Below are 18,956 nucleotides of genomic sequence, written 5' to 3'. Positions count from 1 at the left end.
GCGTGGAGCATTGACGGTTCCGGAAATGCGGCAGTAACGTCCCGGCCACGCCGATCTCATGGATCGGTCAATGTGGTGGGTGTCACCCTGGCCCACCGCGCGCCACAACACTCGATGTCACCTCGCGCTCCCGCGCTGGGTGCGTCGGGGTGGTCCTCTCGGCCGCGACGGCCCCCAAGGGCTGCGGTCCGGCCGTGGTCCGGCCGCAGCATCGCGAATGCTCCGCGCCGTCTCCAGCAGGCGGCGAGCCCTGAACAGACCTGGAAAGGTCTCGTCCTGAGGAGAGACAGGCATGATCCGACCGGCCGGCGACGACGCCGACCCGAACCGCGCCCCGGCGCGACGCAGCTCGCGCGTGAGACGTATCATCGCGGCCGCTGCCGGCGCCACCATCGCGGCGGCGAGCCTCATGCTCGCCGGCACCGTCCCCGCACAGGCCGCCACCACCGTCCGCACGTACGCCCCGACGGGAGTGGGAGGCGGTACGACGACGTCCCCGGACGCGGCGTCCACCAAGTACCAGGTACAAGTCGCCGGCACGCCGGTCCAGGCCGTGCGGTACACCGCGAACCGCAACAACTTCGACATCGCGCGCTTCGCGTCGGACTCCCGGACACCGACGATCACGGTCACGCTGCCCAGCACCACGATCGACACGGTGAACGTCTACCCGGCGCGCTACTACCCGCCAGGCAGCGTCTCGGTGAGCACGGACAAGCACACCCTGACGTTCCAGATGTCAGCCGACGCCGGGTTGAACCAAGCGATCGTGATGGTCAACGGCGACTCGACCAGCGTGACGGGACAGCCCTACCTGGCGGTCATCAACGACCCTCTGGAAGACCCGGCGCAGCGTCCGAACACCACGAGCGCATCGGACGGTTCCGGCGTCAACCTGCAGACCGGTGTCGTCAACTTCCAGGAGTTCGCCGCGAAGTACCTCGCGGCGCACCCGAACAGCACGGCTCAGCAGGCTCCCGCCGCGACGACGAGCTCCATGGCCGGCAAGACCGTCAACGGCACCGCCATCCCCGCCGGTCAGAAGACCTCGGCCGGGACCCTGGTGAGCGCGAGCAGCACCAACGTGCGGTACCCGAATGTGCGGACGATGGCCGCCGACGACGTCACGTACGCCCTGAAGGCCGCCATCGACACCATCAAGGCCAACCCCACGGCGCTCAACACGCTCTACTTCCCGAACGGCACGTACACGTGGTCCGGTCTCATGGTCAACGGTGTGGACGGCAGCAAGCTCAAGGGCGGCAAGCTGAAGATCTACACCGATGAAGGGGCCCTGCTGAAGAACCGCATCCAGGGGTACATGGAGGCGTTCGAGCCGGCGGTCGGGATCATCAACTCGAACAACATCGAAATCGACGGCCGCGGCGTCTTCGACGCCAACGGCGTGGCGAACTACCGCATGGACTCGCACGACGCCTACCGCAGCCAGCACCAGGGCGGCGTCATGGTCATGCACTCGTCGGACATCACGTTCAACGAAACCTACCTGCGCGACTCGAAGCAGTGGAACTGGGAGACCCACACCGCCAACAGGGTGACGTTCAACAACATCAAGGGCCTCACCCCGTACCCCCAGCCATGGATCGACGGGACGGACTTCGCGAGCGGCCAGGACATCACCGCCAACGGCGTCTTCACCCTCGGCAACGACGACGCGTTCGCCTCCGGCCACTACAACCCCAGCGACGGATTCACCCCGATGGCCTCCGGCGTGTGGAACAACTTCGCGCTCGGCACCTCCACTCCCGACGTCCAGGGCTATGCCAACGCGGTGGGCGCCCACGACGCCGTCGCCGATGAGCTCGGGTTCGACAGCTACCACTGGGACAAGGCGGACTCGAAGAACATCTCGGTCCGCGACACGCTGAGCTGGTCCTCCGGTGCCGGCAACTCGATCCGCATCGGATGGAGTTCGTGGGGATACAAGCTCAACAACTACACGTTCGACAACTTCAACTCCATCTCGCAGGGGGCCGGCGGCATCTTCACGCAGAACAGCCCCAAGCCGTACCCGCGTATCTCGAGCATCGTGATCAAGAACAGCTCGTTCGACACCTCCCGGTACACGTCGGGACCGATCAGGCTCAACGGCGGCGACGGATCCACCCAGACCATCACCGCCGACGACCAGGCGACCTACGGGTTCGCCCCCAACCCTGACGGGTCGGGCGCCACGTACACGTACACCAAGACCCCGATCAGCACCTTCAATCTCGACAACGTGTGGTTCTCGCGGCAGCAGCCGAACAGCAGCCCGTTGAACGGCACCACGAACGTGACGCTGAACAACCTCCGCGTCGGGGCCCAGATCGTCCAGTACTCCAGCCAGTTCCCGCTGGCGCCGAGCGGGATCGGCACGCTGACGTCCACCTTCACGGGCTCGAACGGCCAGACCAAGAACGTCAAGGCCGGCGCCCTCACCAACGGCGATACCTGGGTGGGTGCGTGGACCGGCGACCAGACCAAGAACAACTCCGCGGACCTGACCCTCATCACCCGCAACACCGGGGTCGGCCTGATGGGCGAGCAGTACACCACAGGATCCGGAGACGGAAAGATCTCCTACATCCAGTTCCCCATCAGCAGCTTCACCAGGGCACCGAGCCAGGCGACGCTCCATCTCACCTACGTCGGCCACCGCTATTCGACGGTTCCGTCGACTGACACCGATCAACTCCTCGTGCAACCCGTCACCGACACCACCTGCACCGGCGGCGGCACGTCCTGTCCGGTCAACACGATGACCTGGCAGAGCCGGCCGAGCTTCACCGCCACGGACTCCTCCGTCGCGAGGTCGGCCACCTTCGCCCTCGGTTCGACCGTCGTCGCCGAGGGCAGCGGGAACCACCAGGACAACGCCGTCGACGGCCGCGACATCACTGTCGACATCACCTCCTTCGTCCAGAACGCCTACGCGGCAGGTCAGCCCACGGTCCTGCTCGCCGTCTGCAACGCGGGGGCAAACAACCACGAGCTGCGCTTCGTCAGCTCCGAAGGCGCCACCGGCTCCGTGAAGCTCAACAACGGGACCGCCGAAATGGCACCCGGGGTGACCATGACCCCGTAGACACCGTGGACACTCGAGGCCGGCCCGTCCCCGTGGGACGGGCCGGCCTCAGCCGTCCGGTTCTGCCGTCGACTGCTCGGCCGCCACCGCCAGGAGCACGTCGACGCCGCGAGATCTTCAGCAGCCTGAACGCGGGCACCATGCTCGTTGAGGAGTGAACGAGTTCGATGTCGCCGAGGCCGGCTGCCATGGTCACGACGGTGGCGTCGACGATGTCGGAGGCGCCGGCCTTGGCGGTTTCGAGGCCGAGGGTCCGACTCTTCGGAGTCGGGCCCCTTCCTTACCCGTTCGGCGTGGTCGATGAGCCATCACCTGGCACGGTGAACCGAGCGACGGTGGCTGACCGTGAGCACGGCTGCACCGCCCGTGGAACGGGAAACGCCCCGGCAGGCGCCCCCCGGCACGGCCGTCCCCGTACGCATCGTAGGGGTCTCGGGCTGAGCACGTTTCAGAGCTTCGGGATGTTCAGCGCGGCCCACGTCCTGGGGCCCGGGATCCCGTCCGCGTCGCCTGCCAGTTCGGGCCGGGAGCGCTGGAAGTCAGCGACGTTGAGCCTGTCCGCCTCCGTCCACTCGGGTCCGGGACCGGAGGTGTAGTGCTTGCCGAAGCCGAGCTCCACCAGGCGCCTTCCGAGGGCGGTGACGAGGGGGCTGCGGTGGCCGGCACGGAAGAACGCCGTCCCGGGAAACGGCTCGTACCGCGGTGCCGGCGGCTTCGCGGGGCCGGTCGTCGGCAGTCGCAGTTTCTGCCCCACGGAGATCTCGTCGGCGTCCTTGATGGCGTTGAGGGACAGCAGAACACTCACGGTGGTGCGGTGCGCGGCCGCGATGGAGGTCAGGGTGTCGCCGGCCTTCACGATGTAGGTGCCGGAACCGGCGTCCGGAGTGGTTTCCCCGCCGGCGGAGCGGGGCCTGCCGGGCACGATCTCGGTGTCGATGGCCCCGGGGTCCCAGTGGTCCTGGCCGGGGATCTGGGAGTGCCCGTAGTGGCCGCCCTTGTTCTCCCAGGTGCCTCTGGGACGCTCCGTCGCGGCGGCCGCGGTGGCCGGCGGGGCCCCGACGGGCCACACGTCCGGGATGCCGTGCGCGCGTATCGCGGTGAGCAGCCGCTGGAAGTTCGGCTTCGCCTTCGGGTCGAAACCCTTCGTCCACGGAGCGCTGGCACGTCCCAGCACCTCGATCTGGATGCAGACCTTGCCGGTTCGGTTCGTGCGGTGCGTGCCGTCGTTCTTCAGCGCTCTCGAGGACAGGTTCAGGGGCCCGAACTGGCCCAGCCGGTCGGTGACAGGGCAGTAGATCACCTGCGGTTCCACCCCGGCACGCATCAGGAAGGCGGCCACGGACGTGAAGTAGTCGCCGCCGGCCGGGGACTCGGTGGTGTGCCAGACGGCACGCGGCGGCTCGAGCGGGGTGTCCATCGCTCCTCCGATGCGCTGCGCGCCGAACCGGGTCACGCCGTCGATGTACGCCGGGCCCGAGGCGTCGAGCAGCAGAGCGGCCTCGGCGTGGCTGTCGCCGTTCAGGGGCTGCACGAGCCGGGCGTGGACCGGGCCCGGTTCGTCGATTTCGTCGCGGGTCTCCGGCAGCGGGCCGGGCTCGTGCGCGAGAGGATCGGCCGCGCCGGTGGGAACGTACACGTCCAGGTCGCCGTCGTCACGCAGGACCATGAAGGCGCCCTCGTGCCGGGGGTCTTCCCTGACGTGGCGCTCGGAGCCCGGAAGGGCGGCGATGGCGCGTACCCGGTCGATGTGGGCCTGGTCGACGGTGCCCAGATAGGCGGTGGTGATGTCGTGGGCGTCGGGGTCCGGGTGGTCGACCGCGACGTGGAAGGTGGTCATGTCGGAGCTCCGTTCTCGGGGCCGGCGAGGGTTTCCCGCTTGTGCGGGGCGGGATGAGGGGGGCTCGGGCGGGGGACGTGAGGCACACGCATTGCCCGCTCCGGGCGCAGGTCAGAACGGTTCGGGCCACGGGGCCACGGGGCCACGGGAAAGGCAAGGGGCAGTGAAGGGCGAGCGGCGACGGAATCGGTCAGGAGCTCAGAAAGCTCACCCGCTCGGCCGTCTCGATCATCTGCCGGGCGAAATCGCCGGAGCCGATGCTGCCGCGTTTCATCGTCAAGGCGATGCTGTCGGCGAGGTCACCGATGGGCAGCCGGCCGCCCGGGCCCAGCGGGAGGGGCGCCAGGGCCGGCCCACTGTTGCCGTCCGGGCCGCGCAGCGATTTGCCGAACCGGCCTTCGCCGGGAAGTTCCACCGCGAAGTGCACTGCCTCGGGCCGTTGCCGGACGTCGAGGCGGGTCAGCGTGCCGGCGAAGAGGCAGAGCATGATGTCGGGGGTCAGGCGGGTGGCGCTGATCTGCTCCAGCGGAAGCTCGTCACCCTCGCTGAACGCCTCCACGACCAGGCCGGGATAGCCCGACACGACGCCGGATCTGATCAGGGCTCCGGTCACCGTCTTCGCCATGCCTATCGGCGGGCCCGACCGGTCCAGTTCGGCGTCCGCCGAGGTGAGGCGGCCGATGCTGAAGGCGCCGTCCAGGAGATGGCGTACCCACTGATGGTCGAGGCTGACGAAACGGATGCTCTCCACCGGCAGCAGCCGCTCGTCGGGGACGAGGTACATCAGAGGGACACCGGACAGGCCCGCCAGGCCCGTCAGCCAGGTACGTACGGTGTCGGGGAGTGCGTCGTCGATGTCGGGGACGTCGAGCGGGTAGCCCGTGGCGGGTTCCAGGGTTGCCCGGAGCCGTTTCTGGCTGCGGCGGCGTTTCCAGTCGTACAGAGCGGTGGCGTAGTCGGTGCTCTGCAGTGCCAGCAGCCTGCCCAGCTCCCAGGCGGCGGCGTAACCGGTCTCGAACATGCCGATGTCCGGGTGGAAGCGCAGCAGACGGTCCGCGGTGCGGGTCGCCTGGAGGGGAGCCGCCGCCACCGGGCCGGTCGTCAGGGGGCCTCGGTACCACGACACCGTCGTCCCGCCCTGCCGCAGGGTGTGCAGTACGGGGATCTGGCCTTGGCGCAGCAGGTCGTCCGCGGCGGCGTCACCGCTGTCGGGCAGCCGCAGGGGGCTGCCGTGCTGGGCCAGGTCGCGGACGAGGGTGGCGAAGTTCTGGCTCTCGGCCACGCAGGCGAACCGCCAGGACGCGAGGCTGACCAGGCGTACGGGCGAGCCGGGTTCGGCGGGGCCCAGGTCGAACCCGTCGGCGGTGTACCGGCCTTCCAACGACACCAGGTGTACGGTGCTCGACTCGTTCGCCGGGGGCAGCCTGTTCCCCAGGACCACCGCGACGTCCGGGGCCCCCTCGGTCCGCCGGAGGTGTGCCAGGTAAGGCAGTTCCGCGGCCGAGGGGAGGATCTCCTCCAGCACGGCTCTGGGGACGTCGATGACGGTTGCCTGGTCCTCGGGTGACTGGTGTGCCTCCAGCGGGCCGGAGGGGAAGTACGCCGGCCCGGCGGCGAGGTCGGCGAGCCGGACGGACTTCGGTTCGGGCCGCTGGGACTGGCTGAACAGGAGCAGCGCGAGCCAGGGGCCCTCGACGCCGGACGAACGTTCCCAGGGCAGTGTCGGGCGGTCCAGCATGACGTGCGGCAGGACGTTGTGATGGTCGCCGAGGCTGCCGTCCGGCGGGAAGAGCGCCGTCACCCGGGCCGCCGGAAGCGAGAACCTGTCCGCGCTGACGGTGAACTGGCGGGTCGCCGCGAACGGCTGCGGGCTCTCGGTGATCGTCTGGGTGGTGGTGATCTCGTACTGTCCGGGCGGCAGGACCGGCTTGGAGTGATCGACGAACGTGATGGTGTCAGCCATGGGTGACCACCTGCGGGACCTCCAGGAACAGGTCGGCGCCGAATCCGGCGAGGTCGATCGAAGCGCCGCCGAGCACCGCGTCGATCAGGGACGCGCGGGCCGTCGCCACGGCGGGGTCGTGCAGCGCGCCGGTGATCGCGGCGGCGTCCTGCACGAGGACGCGGTCCGGTTCCGCGGACGCCCAGCGGATCGCGTCCGGTTCGGTGAACAGGGGGGTCGCGCTCTGCAGCGCGGCGCTGGGGAGGGTGGGCGAGACGGACGGCTCCGTCGGTGGCAGCGGTCGTACCGTATAGCCGGTGAGCAGCTCTCCCACGAGCTGCGGCCGGTTGAGGGAGGCACCGAACTCGCTTCCCCAGAGCGCCGACGGGAGTTGTTTGGCGACGGGTTCGAAGGCGAACAGGTCGTCCATCGGCTTGCCGTCTTTGGTGATCTCGATCCGGTGTGTCGCGGTCGTGGACGCCACGCCCATCGGGCTGACCCCGAAGGCCGTACCGGCGGTGCCTGTCGGCAGCGTCCGGTCCTGACCGTCCGGGCCGTGCACCGCGCGCGTGCTGGGGACGACCGAGTCGGTGACCAGCACCAGGCCGTGCGGGTCGACCACACCGAGGTCGGTGCCGCCGCCCGGGGCCAGCGCTCCGCCGCCCAGCGCGACGGTGGTGATCTCCTCGGCGGGCGGGAGCAGAGTCGCCCGGAACCTGTCCCACGGCATGGGGGCGGGCGCGGCGGAGCCCGAGGCGCCGAAGGAGATGGTGAACGAGATGATGCTCAGGTCGATATGGGCGCGACCGCCGAAGTCCGGGCCCCAGAACTCCACGTCCGCGCCCACGTGGGCGCTGATGGTGTGGCTGCCGAAGAACGAGAACGTGTACGAGGCGCCGACCGAGATGTGCGCGGATGCCTCGTAGTGGTACGGCTGCCACGCGATGAGGAAGTCCATCGACGCGTCGAACCATGCCTGCAGTGAGCCGTCGTGCCAGGTCGCGCTGAGGCTGCCGCCCGCCATCAGTGCCGCGGGGGTCAGCGCGAAGTAGGCGCTGCCGGTGAGCTGCAGGTGCGAGTTCACCTGCCAGTTGAAGCCGAGCCGCGGTACCACCGGGTAGTGCGCGGGCACGGTGAAGTGCGGGTGGTAGCCGCCGACGCTCAGGACGAAGTCACCGCTGTTCGGACCCGCGAACCAGGTGCTGAACGCGAAGCCGCCGGTCAGCTTGCAGTCCCGGGACAGCAGATAGGAGTTCGGGGTGAGCTGGGCGGCGATCGAGAAGAACCCGTCGTCGGGTACGAAGGTGCCGCGCAGCGCCAGTTGCACCTCGGCGACCGGTGTGACGCCCGCCGCGCCCGCGTCCGACGCCGGCAGGACCAGCGTCGACAACCCCATCATGTTCAGCTCGAACCGGTGACCGAAGCCGGCCGACAGGAGCAGGAAGGAGTCGACCATCTCGAACGAGGTGAACCGGATCCCGAACATCAGGAAGACGTCACCGGGGGACGGCGGCAGCGAGTCGTTCAGCCGCTGCAGTTGACCGCCCACGTCGGTGGTGGGCGAACCGCCCCCGACCACGTCGGCGATCAGCGGGAACTCGGCGAGCCGGTCCACAGCGGGCGGGATCAGCCTGCGGTTGTAGCCGAAGCCCGCGGCCAGCCCGCGGACGAAGAAGAACGCCGGCCCGCCGATCGGCTTGTCGAGGAACGCGTACACGAACAGGGAAGGGCCCTGCGGGAGTTGGAGGTAGGACCCGATCGCGCCGATGGAGAAGTCGGCGGTGCGGATGGTCGCCGCCCCGCCGTACGCCGGGTAGGTCGCGCCCTCGAACTCGACGGTGTTCTTCAGGAACGAGCCGCCGATCTCCACCGGCCCCGAGGCGTACGCGAGATCGAGTCCCGCCAGCCCGAAGGACGGCATCGCGGCCGGGTCGGACAGCGCGACGCCCGCCTCCAGGCCGGTCAGGGTGAGGGTCAGCCCGGCCGCCGAGATCGCGGCGTCCAGCAGTACGGCGAGTTCGGCGCCCTGGCCGGGCGGATGGTCGTACCGCACGCCCACCCGCTGGATGTGGATCGGTCCGAAGGAGCGCTGCACCTTGTACCAGAGGGCGCTGTCGGCGCTCTGCGTCGACTTGTCGGGTACCGGTGCGGGGGGTGCCGCGGGCTGGGTGCCCGCCACCGGCAGGACCAGGGGCTTCTCCAGCGCGCCGAGCTTCAGCAGGCCGCTGACCAGGAAACCGGCGGACAGGTCCCCGTCCGGAAGCTTGGCCACCTGGTCCGGCAGCATTCCGTTGACGGCGGTGACCTCGGCCGCGGCCAGGGCGGCGGAGGCCGCGACCAGCCGGAGCGGATCGAAGCCCATCTCGCCCGCCCCGAGATGGTCGCCGACGACCGGCAGGTGCGACAGGTCGACCGTGAGGGCCAGATCGGCGCCGAACAGGTACTTCGGCCCGTCCACGGCGAGGAAGGCGTCCTTCAGGTCCACGGTCAGCCCGTCCGGGACGAAGGCGGCGGCGGACGGCAGCAGGGCTGCGACCAGGTCCTTCAGCGCGGGAACCGGGTCACCGGCCGCATGGCTGTAGGCGGCGGTGAACAAGCTCGCCGTCGGCTGTTGCGCGAACCTCAGGTCGAACCTTGGCCTGAAGGGCCCGCGAGCCGTCGGTACCGTCGCGGCGAGGGCGGCGGTGAGGCTCCGCTGCCCGGTGTCGATCGCGAGCGTCACGTCCACCTCGGCGGTGTCGAGGGGGAACAGCGCCTCGCCGGTGAGGAAGAGGCTTGGGGTACCGGTGGACACCTTCATGCCGAGGTTCTCGATGACGAGCTGGGCGATCGGCTCGGGCAGGGCGATCGCGCCGAACCGGTCGGCGAGATCCTGGAACAGCCTGCCGATCGGGATCTGCTGGTCGGGGTCGGTCTCGCCGGTGAACTGCCATTGGCGGACGGGGTCGTAGGCCGCGGAGGTCTTGAGAAGGACCCCGCCGATCCTGAATATCGCCAGCGCTTTGAAGGTGGTGTCGTCCTCCGCGTGCTGGACGGCGAACATCACGTCGGTCAGCGCGAGCGAGTCCGCCAGCCGCCACTCACCGGCCAGTTCCAGGAAGGCGTGGTAGGCGGCTTTGCGGGGCGCCGTGGGGCTCTTGTCCGGCAGGGTCAGACCCAGGTCGAACTTGACCACGGACAGGTCCGGCACCGGGGCCGGATCGACGCCGGTGAGGTCGGTGTAGACCTCACGCATGCTCAGCGGGCCGTCGCCCGCGCGCAGCGCGCCGCCCAGGGTGCCGGCGCCGAAATCGGCGCTGATCTCCAGCGTGCCCTTCTCGCCGATGCCGAACAGCCCGGAGAGGACTCCGGACACCCTCGGGGACGAGAACGGCCTGTCGACCCGGAAGGTCAGGTCGATCGCCTGGAGATCCATCAGGTCCGGGACGACCGTCCACTCCTCCTCGATCTCCAGCTTCAGGCTGATGTAGTCGACCGACAGGGCGGCCGGGGTGACCCGCACCCGGACGTCGGTGAGCAGTACCGGCTTGGTGACGGAGAGGCCGAAGGGGACCGGCAGGGCGGACTGGCCGGCGAATCCGGCGACGTCCGTGAGGGTGAGGCCGCCGAGTTCGCGGAAATTCCCGGAGAACAGCATGCTGTCGCCCCAGCCGACGATCTCCGTGAAGATGAGCACGTCGCGCCGCTTTCCGGCCACGGTGACCGGTACGGCCGCGGTCACGGTGATCGAAGCCAGTGTCGACCAGTCGATGCCGTCGTAGTCGAAGACGGGGTCCGAGGTGATCTCGTAGCGCAGTTGGGAGAGGGTGAACAGGCCCAGGTCGAGCGTCCGTCCCTCCGGCCCGTACAGCAGGATGTCCGGCACGGCGGTCGTCGGGAAGGGCAGCTCCGCCGGCCCGCCCACCATGGTGATCTCCCCGGTGAGGGTGTGGGTGACTCCCGGCATCAACAGGTCCAGCGGCGCCATCGGTGTGGTGATGAGCAGGAGGCCGCCGAAGGTCATGGCGGTGGCAGCCGAGTCCAGGACCAGTACCGGCGACTTGAACCGCAGGGTGTCGAAGATCGAGTGGCGAAGAGGCGGGAACGCCTGCGAGAACGTCCAGTCGGGGGCACCGGTGGCGCGCACCACGACGCGCACGGAGTCCGGCGCGGCGGTGAAGGTCACGTCCAGGGCCATGCCGGTGAAGGGCCCGGAGGCACCGGTGCCCGTCACCCTCACCCCGTCGGCGGTTTCCGTGCGGGCCGTCACCGGGGACAGGGTGAGGTGTCCCTCGGGGAAGAACGACGTGAAGAGGTCGCCGACGCGGGCGAGCGCGGCAACCGCGACATCGATCCCGGTGTCGGTCTCCCGCACCGCGTTCCTGATCTCGTCGGGGGTCATGTGGCGGCCGGGAAGGTCTGGTAGACGGTGTCGTAGGAGCCGGTGGTGTACACCTGTTGCTCGGTCCAGACGCTGTCGTCGACGTAGCTCTTGAGTGCCGCGGGTGCCCAGCAGAACGTCTCATGGTTGCTGGTCGTGGCGCGCTCTTTGGCCGTGAGCTTGTTGTTGTAGCGCGTGATCACTTCCTTGCTCGGCAGATGGTGCATGGGAATCTTCTTTCCGGCGCTCGCGACGACAGCGATCGGGTTCACCATGTCGATGAATGCCTGGGAGGACGATGTGTTGATGCTGCCGTGGTGACCGGCCTGGACGAGGGCCAGGTCCGTCAGCCGTTCCTTGGCCGTGTTGATGAGGAACTGTTCGGTGTTGATCGTCGCGTCGCCGCACATCAGCAGCTTCTCGCCGTTGGCTTCGACGAGCGTCACGATGCTGCCCCGGTTGGTCTCGTTGCTGGAGTCGTTGTGGTAGTTGTGCTGGACACCGGCGGCCACGATCGACACCTTGCAGTTCTCCTCGTCCACGATGAGGATGCCGCCCTTCCCGTCCAGCCGGTCGACTGTGATTTCCTTCTCTGTGTCCGCGGCCTCGACAGGGATCCCGTTGAGGCTGATCTCACCGGGCACAGGACGCTTCGGGTTCCGGTCGTCGTTGACCACGACCTCCAGGACCGCGCTGTCGGCCGTTGTCCCGGCCAGGAAGGCGCTGGTCTGATCCGCGCTGTACATGCTCCGAGGAGCGCTGTGATAGCACTTCACGATTTCACAACTCGGCGGCAGCACCGACTGGAGCTTGTTGTAGTGGTCGGTGTCGGGATGGGTGAGGATCAGGATGTCGACCTTGTTCGACGTGCCGAGGAACTTCGGGCCGGTCAGGACCTTTCTCACCCTGCTCCGGAACTTGAATTTCTCTTCGTCCTCCATGCTGTCCGAGCCGCAGTCGAACATGATGACCGTGCCTTTGGGCGTCGACATCACGGCACAGTCACCCTGGCCGACCCTGATGAAGGCGACGTGCAGACTGCCGTCGCCCCGGTTTCCGGGCTTGGCGGGAGGACGATCACGCAGGTCTTTCAGACGCTTTGCTTCCAGCTCGGCGGCTGCCGCTCTTTTCCGATCCGCCTCCAATGCCAGGGCCGCGTCCCGTTTGGGCTTCGTCTCGCGCCTCGTGCGAGGCTCTCTCTGTTGTATCTCCTCCTCATCAGGTTCCTCGGATCTCTTGCGCTTCTTTTTGCTCGGGGGCATGGGTCACCTCATTCCTGTTCCAGTTGTCGCTAGAAGAAGAGCTGCCAGTTGAGCCCGAACCCGTCGTCTCCGAGCGGCTGGGTGAAAACGCGGTGCCGGTTGCCGTCGGAGATCTGGCGGTCGCAGCGGAGGGCTTCGGTCGTGTCCATGTTCACCAGTTGGACTTGCAGCGCCCCTGAGGCCAGTCGCTTCAGAAGCGTGAGTTCGGCGGCGCCGATCGTGACGCTTCCGATCCGCAGGCCGTTCAGCACGGCGGTGTTGGCGAATATGTCGGAGAAGCTGTCGCTTTCGAGGTTGCCGGTCTTGAACATGAGCCCTGCGAACCTGCCCTCGATGCGGTGCCAGAAGACGCCGGCCTGATGGAAGCGCAGTGAGGGGTAGACCTCGTTCGGGGTGTTGTCCTGGAACAGTTCGAGGTAGAGCCGCTTGCCGCCGGCCATGTTCTGATCCCGGCGCAGTTGCAGGTGCTCGAAGTCGGAACCGATCGTGAGCCTGGAGCCCGGTGTCGTGGTGCCGATGCCGACGTTGTTGCCGAGCGGGTTGAGGGCCAGCGGTTTCGAGCCGTGCGACTGCACCCAGCTGTAGTCCTGGTGGTAACCGAGCCGCAGGTTCGACTGCGTGGTGGGACCGAGGACGAGGGTGTTTCCGTTCGCGTCCTGGTTGGTGTTGACGATGTGCAGCCTCGCCTCGGGCGCGACCGTGCCGACACCGGTGTTCTGCGGGCCGTACAGCAGCGGCGACTTCTCGGCGAAGAGGGTCACCGAGCCGTCCTGGTATCCCGGTACGTTGCGGTAGCCGATGACGACCTGTGCCTGGCCGAGTGACTGCAGCGCGACCACCTTGGACAGGGTGACCACCAGCGTCCCGTCCGGTCCGAACGCCGTGTTCGTCTGGGGGGTCAGCGTCCACTGGACCCGCTGGCCGAGTCTCTCCGAGGTGATCGCCCAGTCGGAACCCACACCTTTAGCAGTCAGACCGTCCAGCGACGCGCCGTTCGTCGCATCCGCTGTCGCCAGCGCCCACTCGTGGGTCTCGTTGGCCAGCTGAAGGTCGTACGAGAGGGTGAACGAGGCGCCGGCCAGGGAGAGCGAGGTGTCCCTCGACCGGTTGGCGATCCGGAAGTTCAGGGTGTTCGCTGTGACGCCGTCGCTGAGCACCCGGTTTCCGCCGACGAACCCGATCGCGAGCGGGATGTCTCGGCGGCCCCGCCGGTTGACGATGTCGAGGAACGCGGTGCGCTGCCCGGTCAGTTCGCTCTGCTCACCCGCGTACCGCATCCGCTGGTGCGTCAGCTCCACCCGGGTGCCACGGGTCCCGCGGCCCCCGTCGGCCGCCAGCCCCTTCAGCGCCACGTCGAAGGACGTGCCCCGTCCGATGACCATGGACTTGGGCGCCCCCAGATACAGCACCGTTCCGCCGGTCGCCGGGTCCGGGGCCCGCAGCAGCGTCCACTCGGACGCGGCGACGGCCGGTTCGGGCGGGGCCGTGATGGTGCCGGGGCGCAGCCGCAGAGCGACGTGGTGCTCGGTGGCCGACACCGGGCCCGCCAGGGTCCGCAGCTCGATGTCCTGCCGGGAGGTGTTGGTCAGCCGCAGGATCATCGGCTGCCCTGCGGGGTTGTCGTCGATGAACAGCACCGGCTGCTGGTCCACGTCGAGCAGGGCGAAGTCCAGCGGATGCGCCCGTACGAACGCGGCCAGCGACGCCTCGTCGTCGGCCATGTCCCGCTGGATCTCGGCCTGGCTGAGCGCGTTGTCGTAGATCCGTACGTGGGACAGCAGCCCGGTGTACCGGCCCGTCCCGTCCGTGCCGGCCAGCAGCGGGCTCTGGGCGGTGGCCCGGTCTCCGGTGAACGCGTACTCGCTCGCCTTGACCCCGTCGACATAGATACGGGCGGTGTGCCCGTCGTTGACGCACGCCACGTGGTGCCATGAGTCCGTCGCTACGGCCCCGGGCGCGGTGGCGTGCCCGTCGCCGGGCTTCCCTGTGGTGGCGAACCGGTGCCTGAGCGTGCCGTCCGCGTCGAGTACGACGGCGAAGTCGCCCTGCGCCTTCGCCACGAGGCCCACCCTTGCGGCCCTCTTGGCCGACGGGTTGACCCATGCCTCGACCGTGTACGCGCCGAGTTTCAGCAGTGGTGTCTCGGCACCGGTCACCTGGACGGTGGTGCCGTCGAACGCCAGCACGCTGCCGAACCGGTCGTCGGGGCGCGTCCCCGGCTTCCCGGCGACGGTGCCGGCCAGATGGTTGTCGGAGCTGTCCGTGACCTGGTTGTTCGAGGTCAGGGCGTCCAGGTGCCAGTGCAGCACCAGGTTGGCCGTCATTCCGCGGCTCCGTCCTGGGCCGCGGCGGACTTCTCCGCCTGCTGATGGATCTTGCCTATCAGTTCGTACACCTGCGCGTACGGCTGGGTACCGAGGGCCTCCAGCAGGAGGTTGGTCTCGGCGAGCGTCAGCTCCAGGGTGATCATCGTGCTCCTTGGTCGTTCTGCGGTTCGCGCACCGGACGCAGCGTCAGCCAGCCCTCGCGCAGGGTCGCCCGAGCGGGGAACCGGGCGTCGGGCCGTGGCGGATCGGCCTGCTCGAACCGGCCGGTCCGCCGCTGTTCCTGCCACGACCAGGCGTAACCGGGCTCGTCCGGCAGGGGTACGGCGAGATGGTCCGCGTCGGTGAGGACCGGCGCGGTGCGGAAACTGACGGCCATGCCCTCCAGGGCGTCCCGGAACATCCCGGCCGGGATCCGCAGCGAACGGGTCGGCAGGATCCCCGCCGTCGCGTGCACCGTGCCCCGTGGGTCGATCAGCATGGTCAGGTACTGCGGCGGCGCGTCGAGCGCCTGGACCAGCGGGTCCTCGGGGGAGCGGACGTCGTGCCAGAGGGGGCCGAGGCGCTGCGCCGAGTCCTCCAGCCAGAACCCGAGGACCCCGTCGTCGAGGACTTGGTGCTCGCCGATCCTGACCGGGAAGCGGACCGACGGGAAGTCGTCGGTCTCCCGGCAGGCGCGGCCCATGTCCTGCCGGAAGACGTTCCAGTCCTGGTGATTGGCCGGCCGGCCCATCAGCTCCAGCGACACCCGCGCGCGGACCACCGCCAGCGGCCGGCCCATCAGCACGGCCCGGCCCCGGTGCTGGGCGTAGTCCTCCGGCTCGATGTACTGAAGGGTGGCGTCCAGATCCTCCAGGAACGTGCCCAGAGCAGCCGGCCCGGTGTCGTGCAGACGCTGCACGACCGCCCGCAGATGAGGGTTGGCGATCGCCCCGATCGGGCCGAAAGCGCCCCCGGGCAGCTCCCGCCACTGGGCGGCGTCCGGCAGGGCGTGCAGTGCGCCGATCGCCGAACCGTCGGCGGCGTACACGGCGAGACCGGCGTCGAGGTGGTCGGGGATCAGCCAGCCGCAGATCGGGGAGGTGTCCGGCAGACCGTTGGTCTGCCGGATGTCGTCCTCCGCGTCGAGCCACTCGAACGACAGCCGTGCGGGCTGGGCCAGCCGGGGCGGCATCGCCACCCAGTCCGGCTGCTCGGGCATCCGCAACTGTGCCGTGGTCCGGATCCGGTCGGCGTTCACGTCCTGGGCGGTGCCGAAGTTGTCCAGGATCCGCAGCCGCAGCACCCGCAGCGCACCCGCGCGGATCGGGTTGAAGCCGCTGAGCGGCTGCGGCGCGTGCCGGGTCTGCCCGCCCACCGCCTGCGCCACGTCGGCGGCGAACCGCTGGTGGTCGGGGAAGCCCAGCGGATCGGCTATCGGGAGCTGACGGGTGAGCTTGCGCATGAGCAGGGCGTCGTTGAACCCGTTCAAGGCGGCGGACAGGTTGCTGTCCTCGTGCTCCGCGAGATGCCGGTAGATCCGGACCAGCAGAGCCAGCCGCTGGTCACTCCCGTGGGAGTCGAACCAGTCGAGCACGCCGGCGGGGTCCGCCAGGAACGCCTCGCGGGTCACCTCGGGCCGCCCCGACGCGTTGTGGAGCGGCAGCACAGCGCCCTGTAGGTAGCGCAGCACCCGGGAGGACAGCACCGGCCGGGCGCCCGGCGACAGGATCGTTGTACCGGTGTAGACGTTGGCGCCCTTGTCCGGTATCTGCCGGATCGGCTGCAGCTCCACGTCACGGGGCGGCAGGACATAGTTGCCGGTGACGAAGTCCTCGCTGTAAGCGCGGTCGCGCGGATCGTTGTTGTTGCCGATAGTCGCGGGGAAGAACTCCACCTCCCACTCCAGCACCGTGGGATGCCAGGACGGGCCGGTCCACTCGGTGACCGCGAAGTTCGGCACTGGCAGCTTCGCCACGGCGGCGACGGCACTCGCCCGCAGGGCCCGCACGGCTTTCGGCGTGGCCAGGTCCGATTGGCCCTCGGCGGACAGGGCGCACTCCAGCAGCCCCTGCGGATGCAGCGTCCCGTCCTGGCCGTGGCGGTCACCAGGAGTGGCCGCCTGCCCGGTGAGCAGCACCACGGGATCATTGGGGAGCTGGTACGACGGAGCGGGAATCTCGTGCAGGACGAAGGTGCTGCGGGCGCCCACGGCGACGGCGTTGAAATTTTTCAGCGAGCTGTCGACGGCCGTGCGCGCGTCGCTCAGCCGCTGGGCCAGGAGTTCGGCCCTGCCGGAGTCCTGGTCGAGCAGACCCATCGTGCGCCGGAGGAAGAACGCCACCTGGTCCTGGTCCGGATACGAGTCCACCAGGGCGTCGTACGGGTAGGCGCAGAGCTGGTACTTGTACCAGTCCGCGAACAACTGCTCGCGGACGGAGGTCAGTTGGTGGCGCGCCCGGTCCAGGTCGGCCTGGGCGACGTTCAGCAGGTTCAGCAGGTCGCTCAACGCGTGGGGCACGGTGAGCCGTTCGCGCGCCTGCTTGTGCTCGGGGGTGACGCCGTCGGTGTCGTCCTCCCGCCGCAGGGACCACAGGATGCCGGAGGGCACGTCGTGGAAGGTGGCGGAGTGCCGGGACTCGTTCAGGCCGAAGCCGAGGTCCAGCGGCTTCGACTCCAGCTCGTCGGCGAAGGCCAGCGCCTCCAGGAGTTCCTCCACCCGGTCGGCGGACTCGGTGGGCAGGACGCTTCCCAGGTGCGCGGCGAGCGCCTCGGTGGCGGTGTTCCCGACGCAGACGCCGGTCTCGTCGTCCGCGTCGGACAGCAGGGGACTCGGCTCGATGCCGGTGGCCGTGAAGGTCAGCCGTGCGTAGCAGACCACCCGGCCCGGTGCCGGAGCGTCGGGACCAGCCGAGGGCGCCGTCCAGCCGAACCGGAGCCGGGCCGCCTCCTGCCAGCCGCGCACGTCCGGTGCCGCCGAGCCGTCACCCAGCGCGGTGGCGGGATCCTGGCCGGGGTCGTCGTACCAGCCGAGCACCTCGTAGCGCAGGCCCTTCGGCGGGACGCCCGGATAGTCGGGGTCGTGGAAGCCGAAGACGCTGTGGCAGTTGGCGTACTGCGCCGCGAAGGTGGGCTCCCCGTAGCCGACCGCGGTCAACTCGGGGAGATACCGCGAGCGGTCGGTGGAGCGGCTCCAGACATCGAGCGGCAGCTTCCGGCCGAGCCGCCGGTACGGCCGGCCCGGACCGGGTACCGGATAGCGGACCGCGGCGGGATTGCCGTCGGACAGGTAGTCGCTCTCGACGACCCACTCCTCCTCCACCCGCCCGTCTCTGCTCCGGGTCACCAGCCAGCGGTTCGGCACCGCCACGACGGCGGTGGTGCCGTCCTCGCGCTGGACCATCCGGGTCAGGCCGTCGGGCAGCGCCCAGTGGAGATGGATGCCGGCCCTGAGCCGGAAGTCCTCGTCCTGGAAGGGGGTCCGCACCATGATCTCGCTGACGTACGGGAGATCCTCGTTCTGGTCCAGACCGGTGGCCGGGTCGCGGTACGGGAGCCGGCTGAAGTCGTTGTCCGGTCCCCGCACATTGAGATCGCCGGCCAGGCACAGCGCGTCGAGGTGAACCGGCACGACCAGCGGTCCGCCGACGCTCACCGGTCTTCCGCCGTCGGGGTCGGACATACGACGGCTGTCCCTTGCGACACGGTTCCCCCCAGAGTCCGGCTGCCGGCCGAAAAGTGTCCCGGCCGGTTCAGCGAGCGTCACCGTAGTGGGCAACCAGCCGTGTAAAGAGCGCAGTTGATCGAGATCGGCAGTGGTCGCCACGGGAAATCGGGCCGACGCGGCCTTCACGATTGTGCGACCGCTACGACCACGGGAGATGAGGCTGTCCGCCCCGCCGGAGGCCGCTGCCGGGACGAGAACCTTGGACAGGGCCTTGGGCGGGAACACGCGCAGGGTCTTCGTTCCCGGCGCGGTGAAGTTCCCTCTTCGCACAACGAGAGCGGCCCGATCCCTGTCCCCGGGCGTGCCGCCGCTGCCGGTCCGGCCGACGCGGATGACGGGACCGGCTTCGGCACCGGAAGGTTCCCGCGCGGTTCTTCCGGTGATCCGTCCGGTCGTTCTTCCTGGTGCTCCTGCTCGCCAGTACACGGTCAAAGGGA

Annotated in this window: 8 protein-coding genes; 1 reads left to right on the top strand and 7 read right to left on the bottom strand. The window is 69.2% G+C overall.

Features of this window, described 5'->3' with window-relative positions; translation table 11 throughout:
• Positions 1-292: 292 nt before the first annotated feature.
• Positions 293-3,088 (top strand): DNRLRE domain-containing protein, encoded by a 2,796-nt coding sequence (locus ACIBTS_RS36695; protein ID WP_399325014.1) that lies wholly within the window; start codon positions 293-295, stop codon positions 3,086-3,088.
• A 448-nt stretch (positions 3,089-3,536) separates the two neighbouring features.
• Here ACIBTS_RS36695 and ACIBTS_RS36690 read toward each other — a convergent pair whose 3' ends face one another.
• From ACIBTS_RS36690 to ACIBTS_RS36660, 7 genes are all read right to left on the bottom strand, one after another.
• The gene (locus ACIBTS_RS36690; protein ID WP_399325013.1) at positions 3,537-4,925 is read right to left on the bottom strand and encodes a peptidoglycan-binding protein; all 1,389 of its coding nucleotides are present in this window, start codon (positions 4,923-4,925) and stop codon (positions 3,537-3,539) included.
• Between the two features lie 190 nt (positions 4,926-5,115).
• Complete coding sequence (locus ACIBTS_RS36685; RefSeq protein ID WP_399325012.1) at positions 5,116-6,888, bottom strand: hypothetical protein; 1,773 nt, start codon at positions 6,886-6,888, stop codon at positions 5,116-5,118.
• A complete protein-coding gene (locus ACIBTS_RS36680) occupies positions 6,881-11,248 on the bottom strand; it encodes a DUF6603 domain-containing protein (RefSeq protein ID WP_399325011.1) in 4,368 nt (1,455 codons plus the stop codon). Before ACIBTS_RS36680 ends, ACIBTS_RS36685 begins: the two co-directional genes overlap by 8 nt.
• Positions 11,245-12,219: a ComEC/Rec2 family competence protein gene (locus ACIBTS_RS36675; protein WP_399325010.1), complete on the bottom strand. Its 975-nt coding sequence runs from the start codon at positions 12,217-12,219 to the stop codon at positions 11,245-11,247. Before ACIBTS_RS36675 ends, ACIBTS_RS36680 begins: the two co-directional genes overlap by 4 nt.
• Positions 12,220-12,518: 299 nt before the next feature.
• Positions 12,519-14,813: a LamG domain-containing protein gene (locus tag ACIBTS_RS36670; protein ID WP_399325009.1), complete on the bottom strand. Its 2,295-nt coding sequence runs from the start codon at positions 14,811-14,813 to the stop codon at positions 12,519-12,521.
• Positions 14,810-14,959 carry a hypothetical protein gene (locus ACIBTS_RS36665; protein ID WP_328477694.1) on the bottom strand — a complete coding sequence of 50 codons (150 nt, stop codon included), beginning with the start codon at positions 14,957-14,959 and terminating at the stop codon, positions 14,810-14,812. Before ACIBTS_RS36665 ends, ACIBTS_RS36670 begins: the two co-directional genes overlap by 4 nt.
• Complete coding sequence (locus tag ACIBTS_RS36660; protein ID WP_399325008.1) at positions 14,956-18,474, bottom strand: hypothetical protein; 3,519 nt, start codon at positions 18,472-18,474, stop codon at positions 14,956-14,958. The genes ACIBTS_RS36665 and ACIBTS_RS36660 overlap by 4 nt, the downstream gene beginning before the upstream one ends.
• Positions 18,475-18,956 lie beyond the last annotated feature (482 nt).

This window comes from Streptomyces sp. NPDC050121, assembly GCF_044460385.1.
Classification (GTDB): domain Bacteria; phylum Actinomycetota; class Actinomycetes; order Streptomycetales; family Streptomycetaceae; genus Streptomyces; species Streptomyces soliscabiei.
Note: the sequence above shows the minus strand (reverse complement) of the source record. Positions and strands in the feature narration are given on the sequence as shown.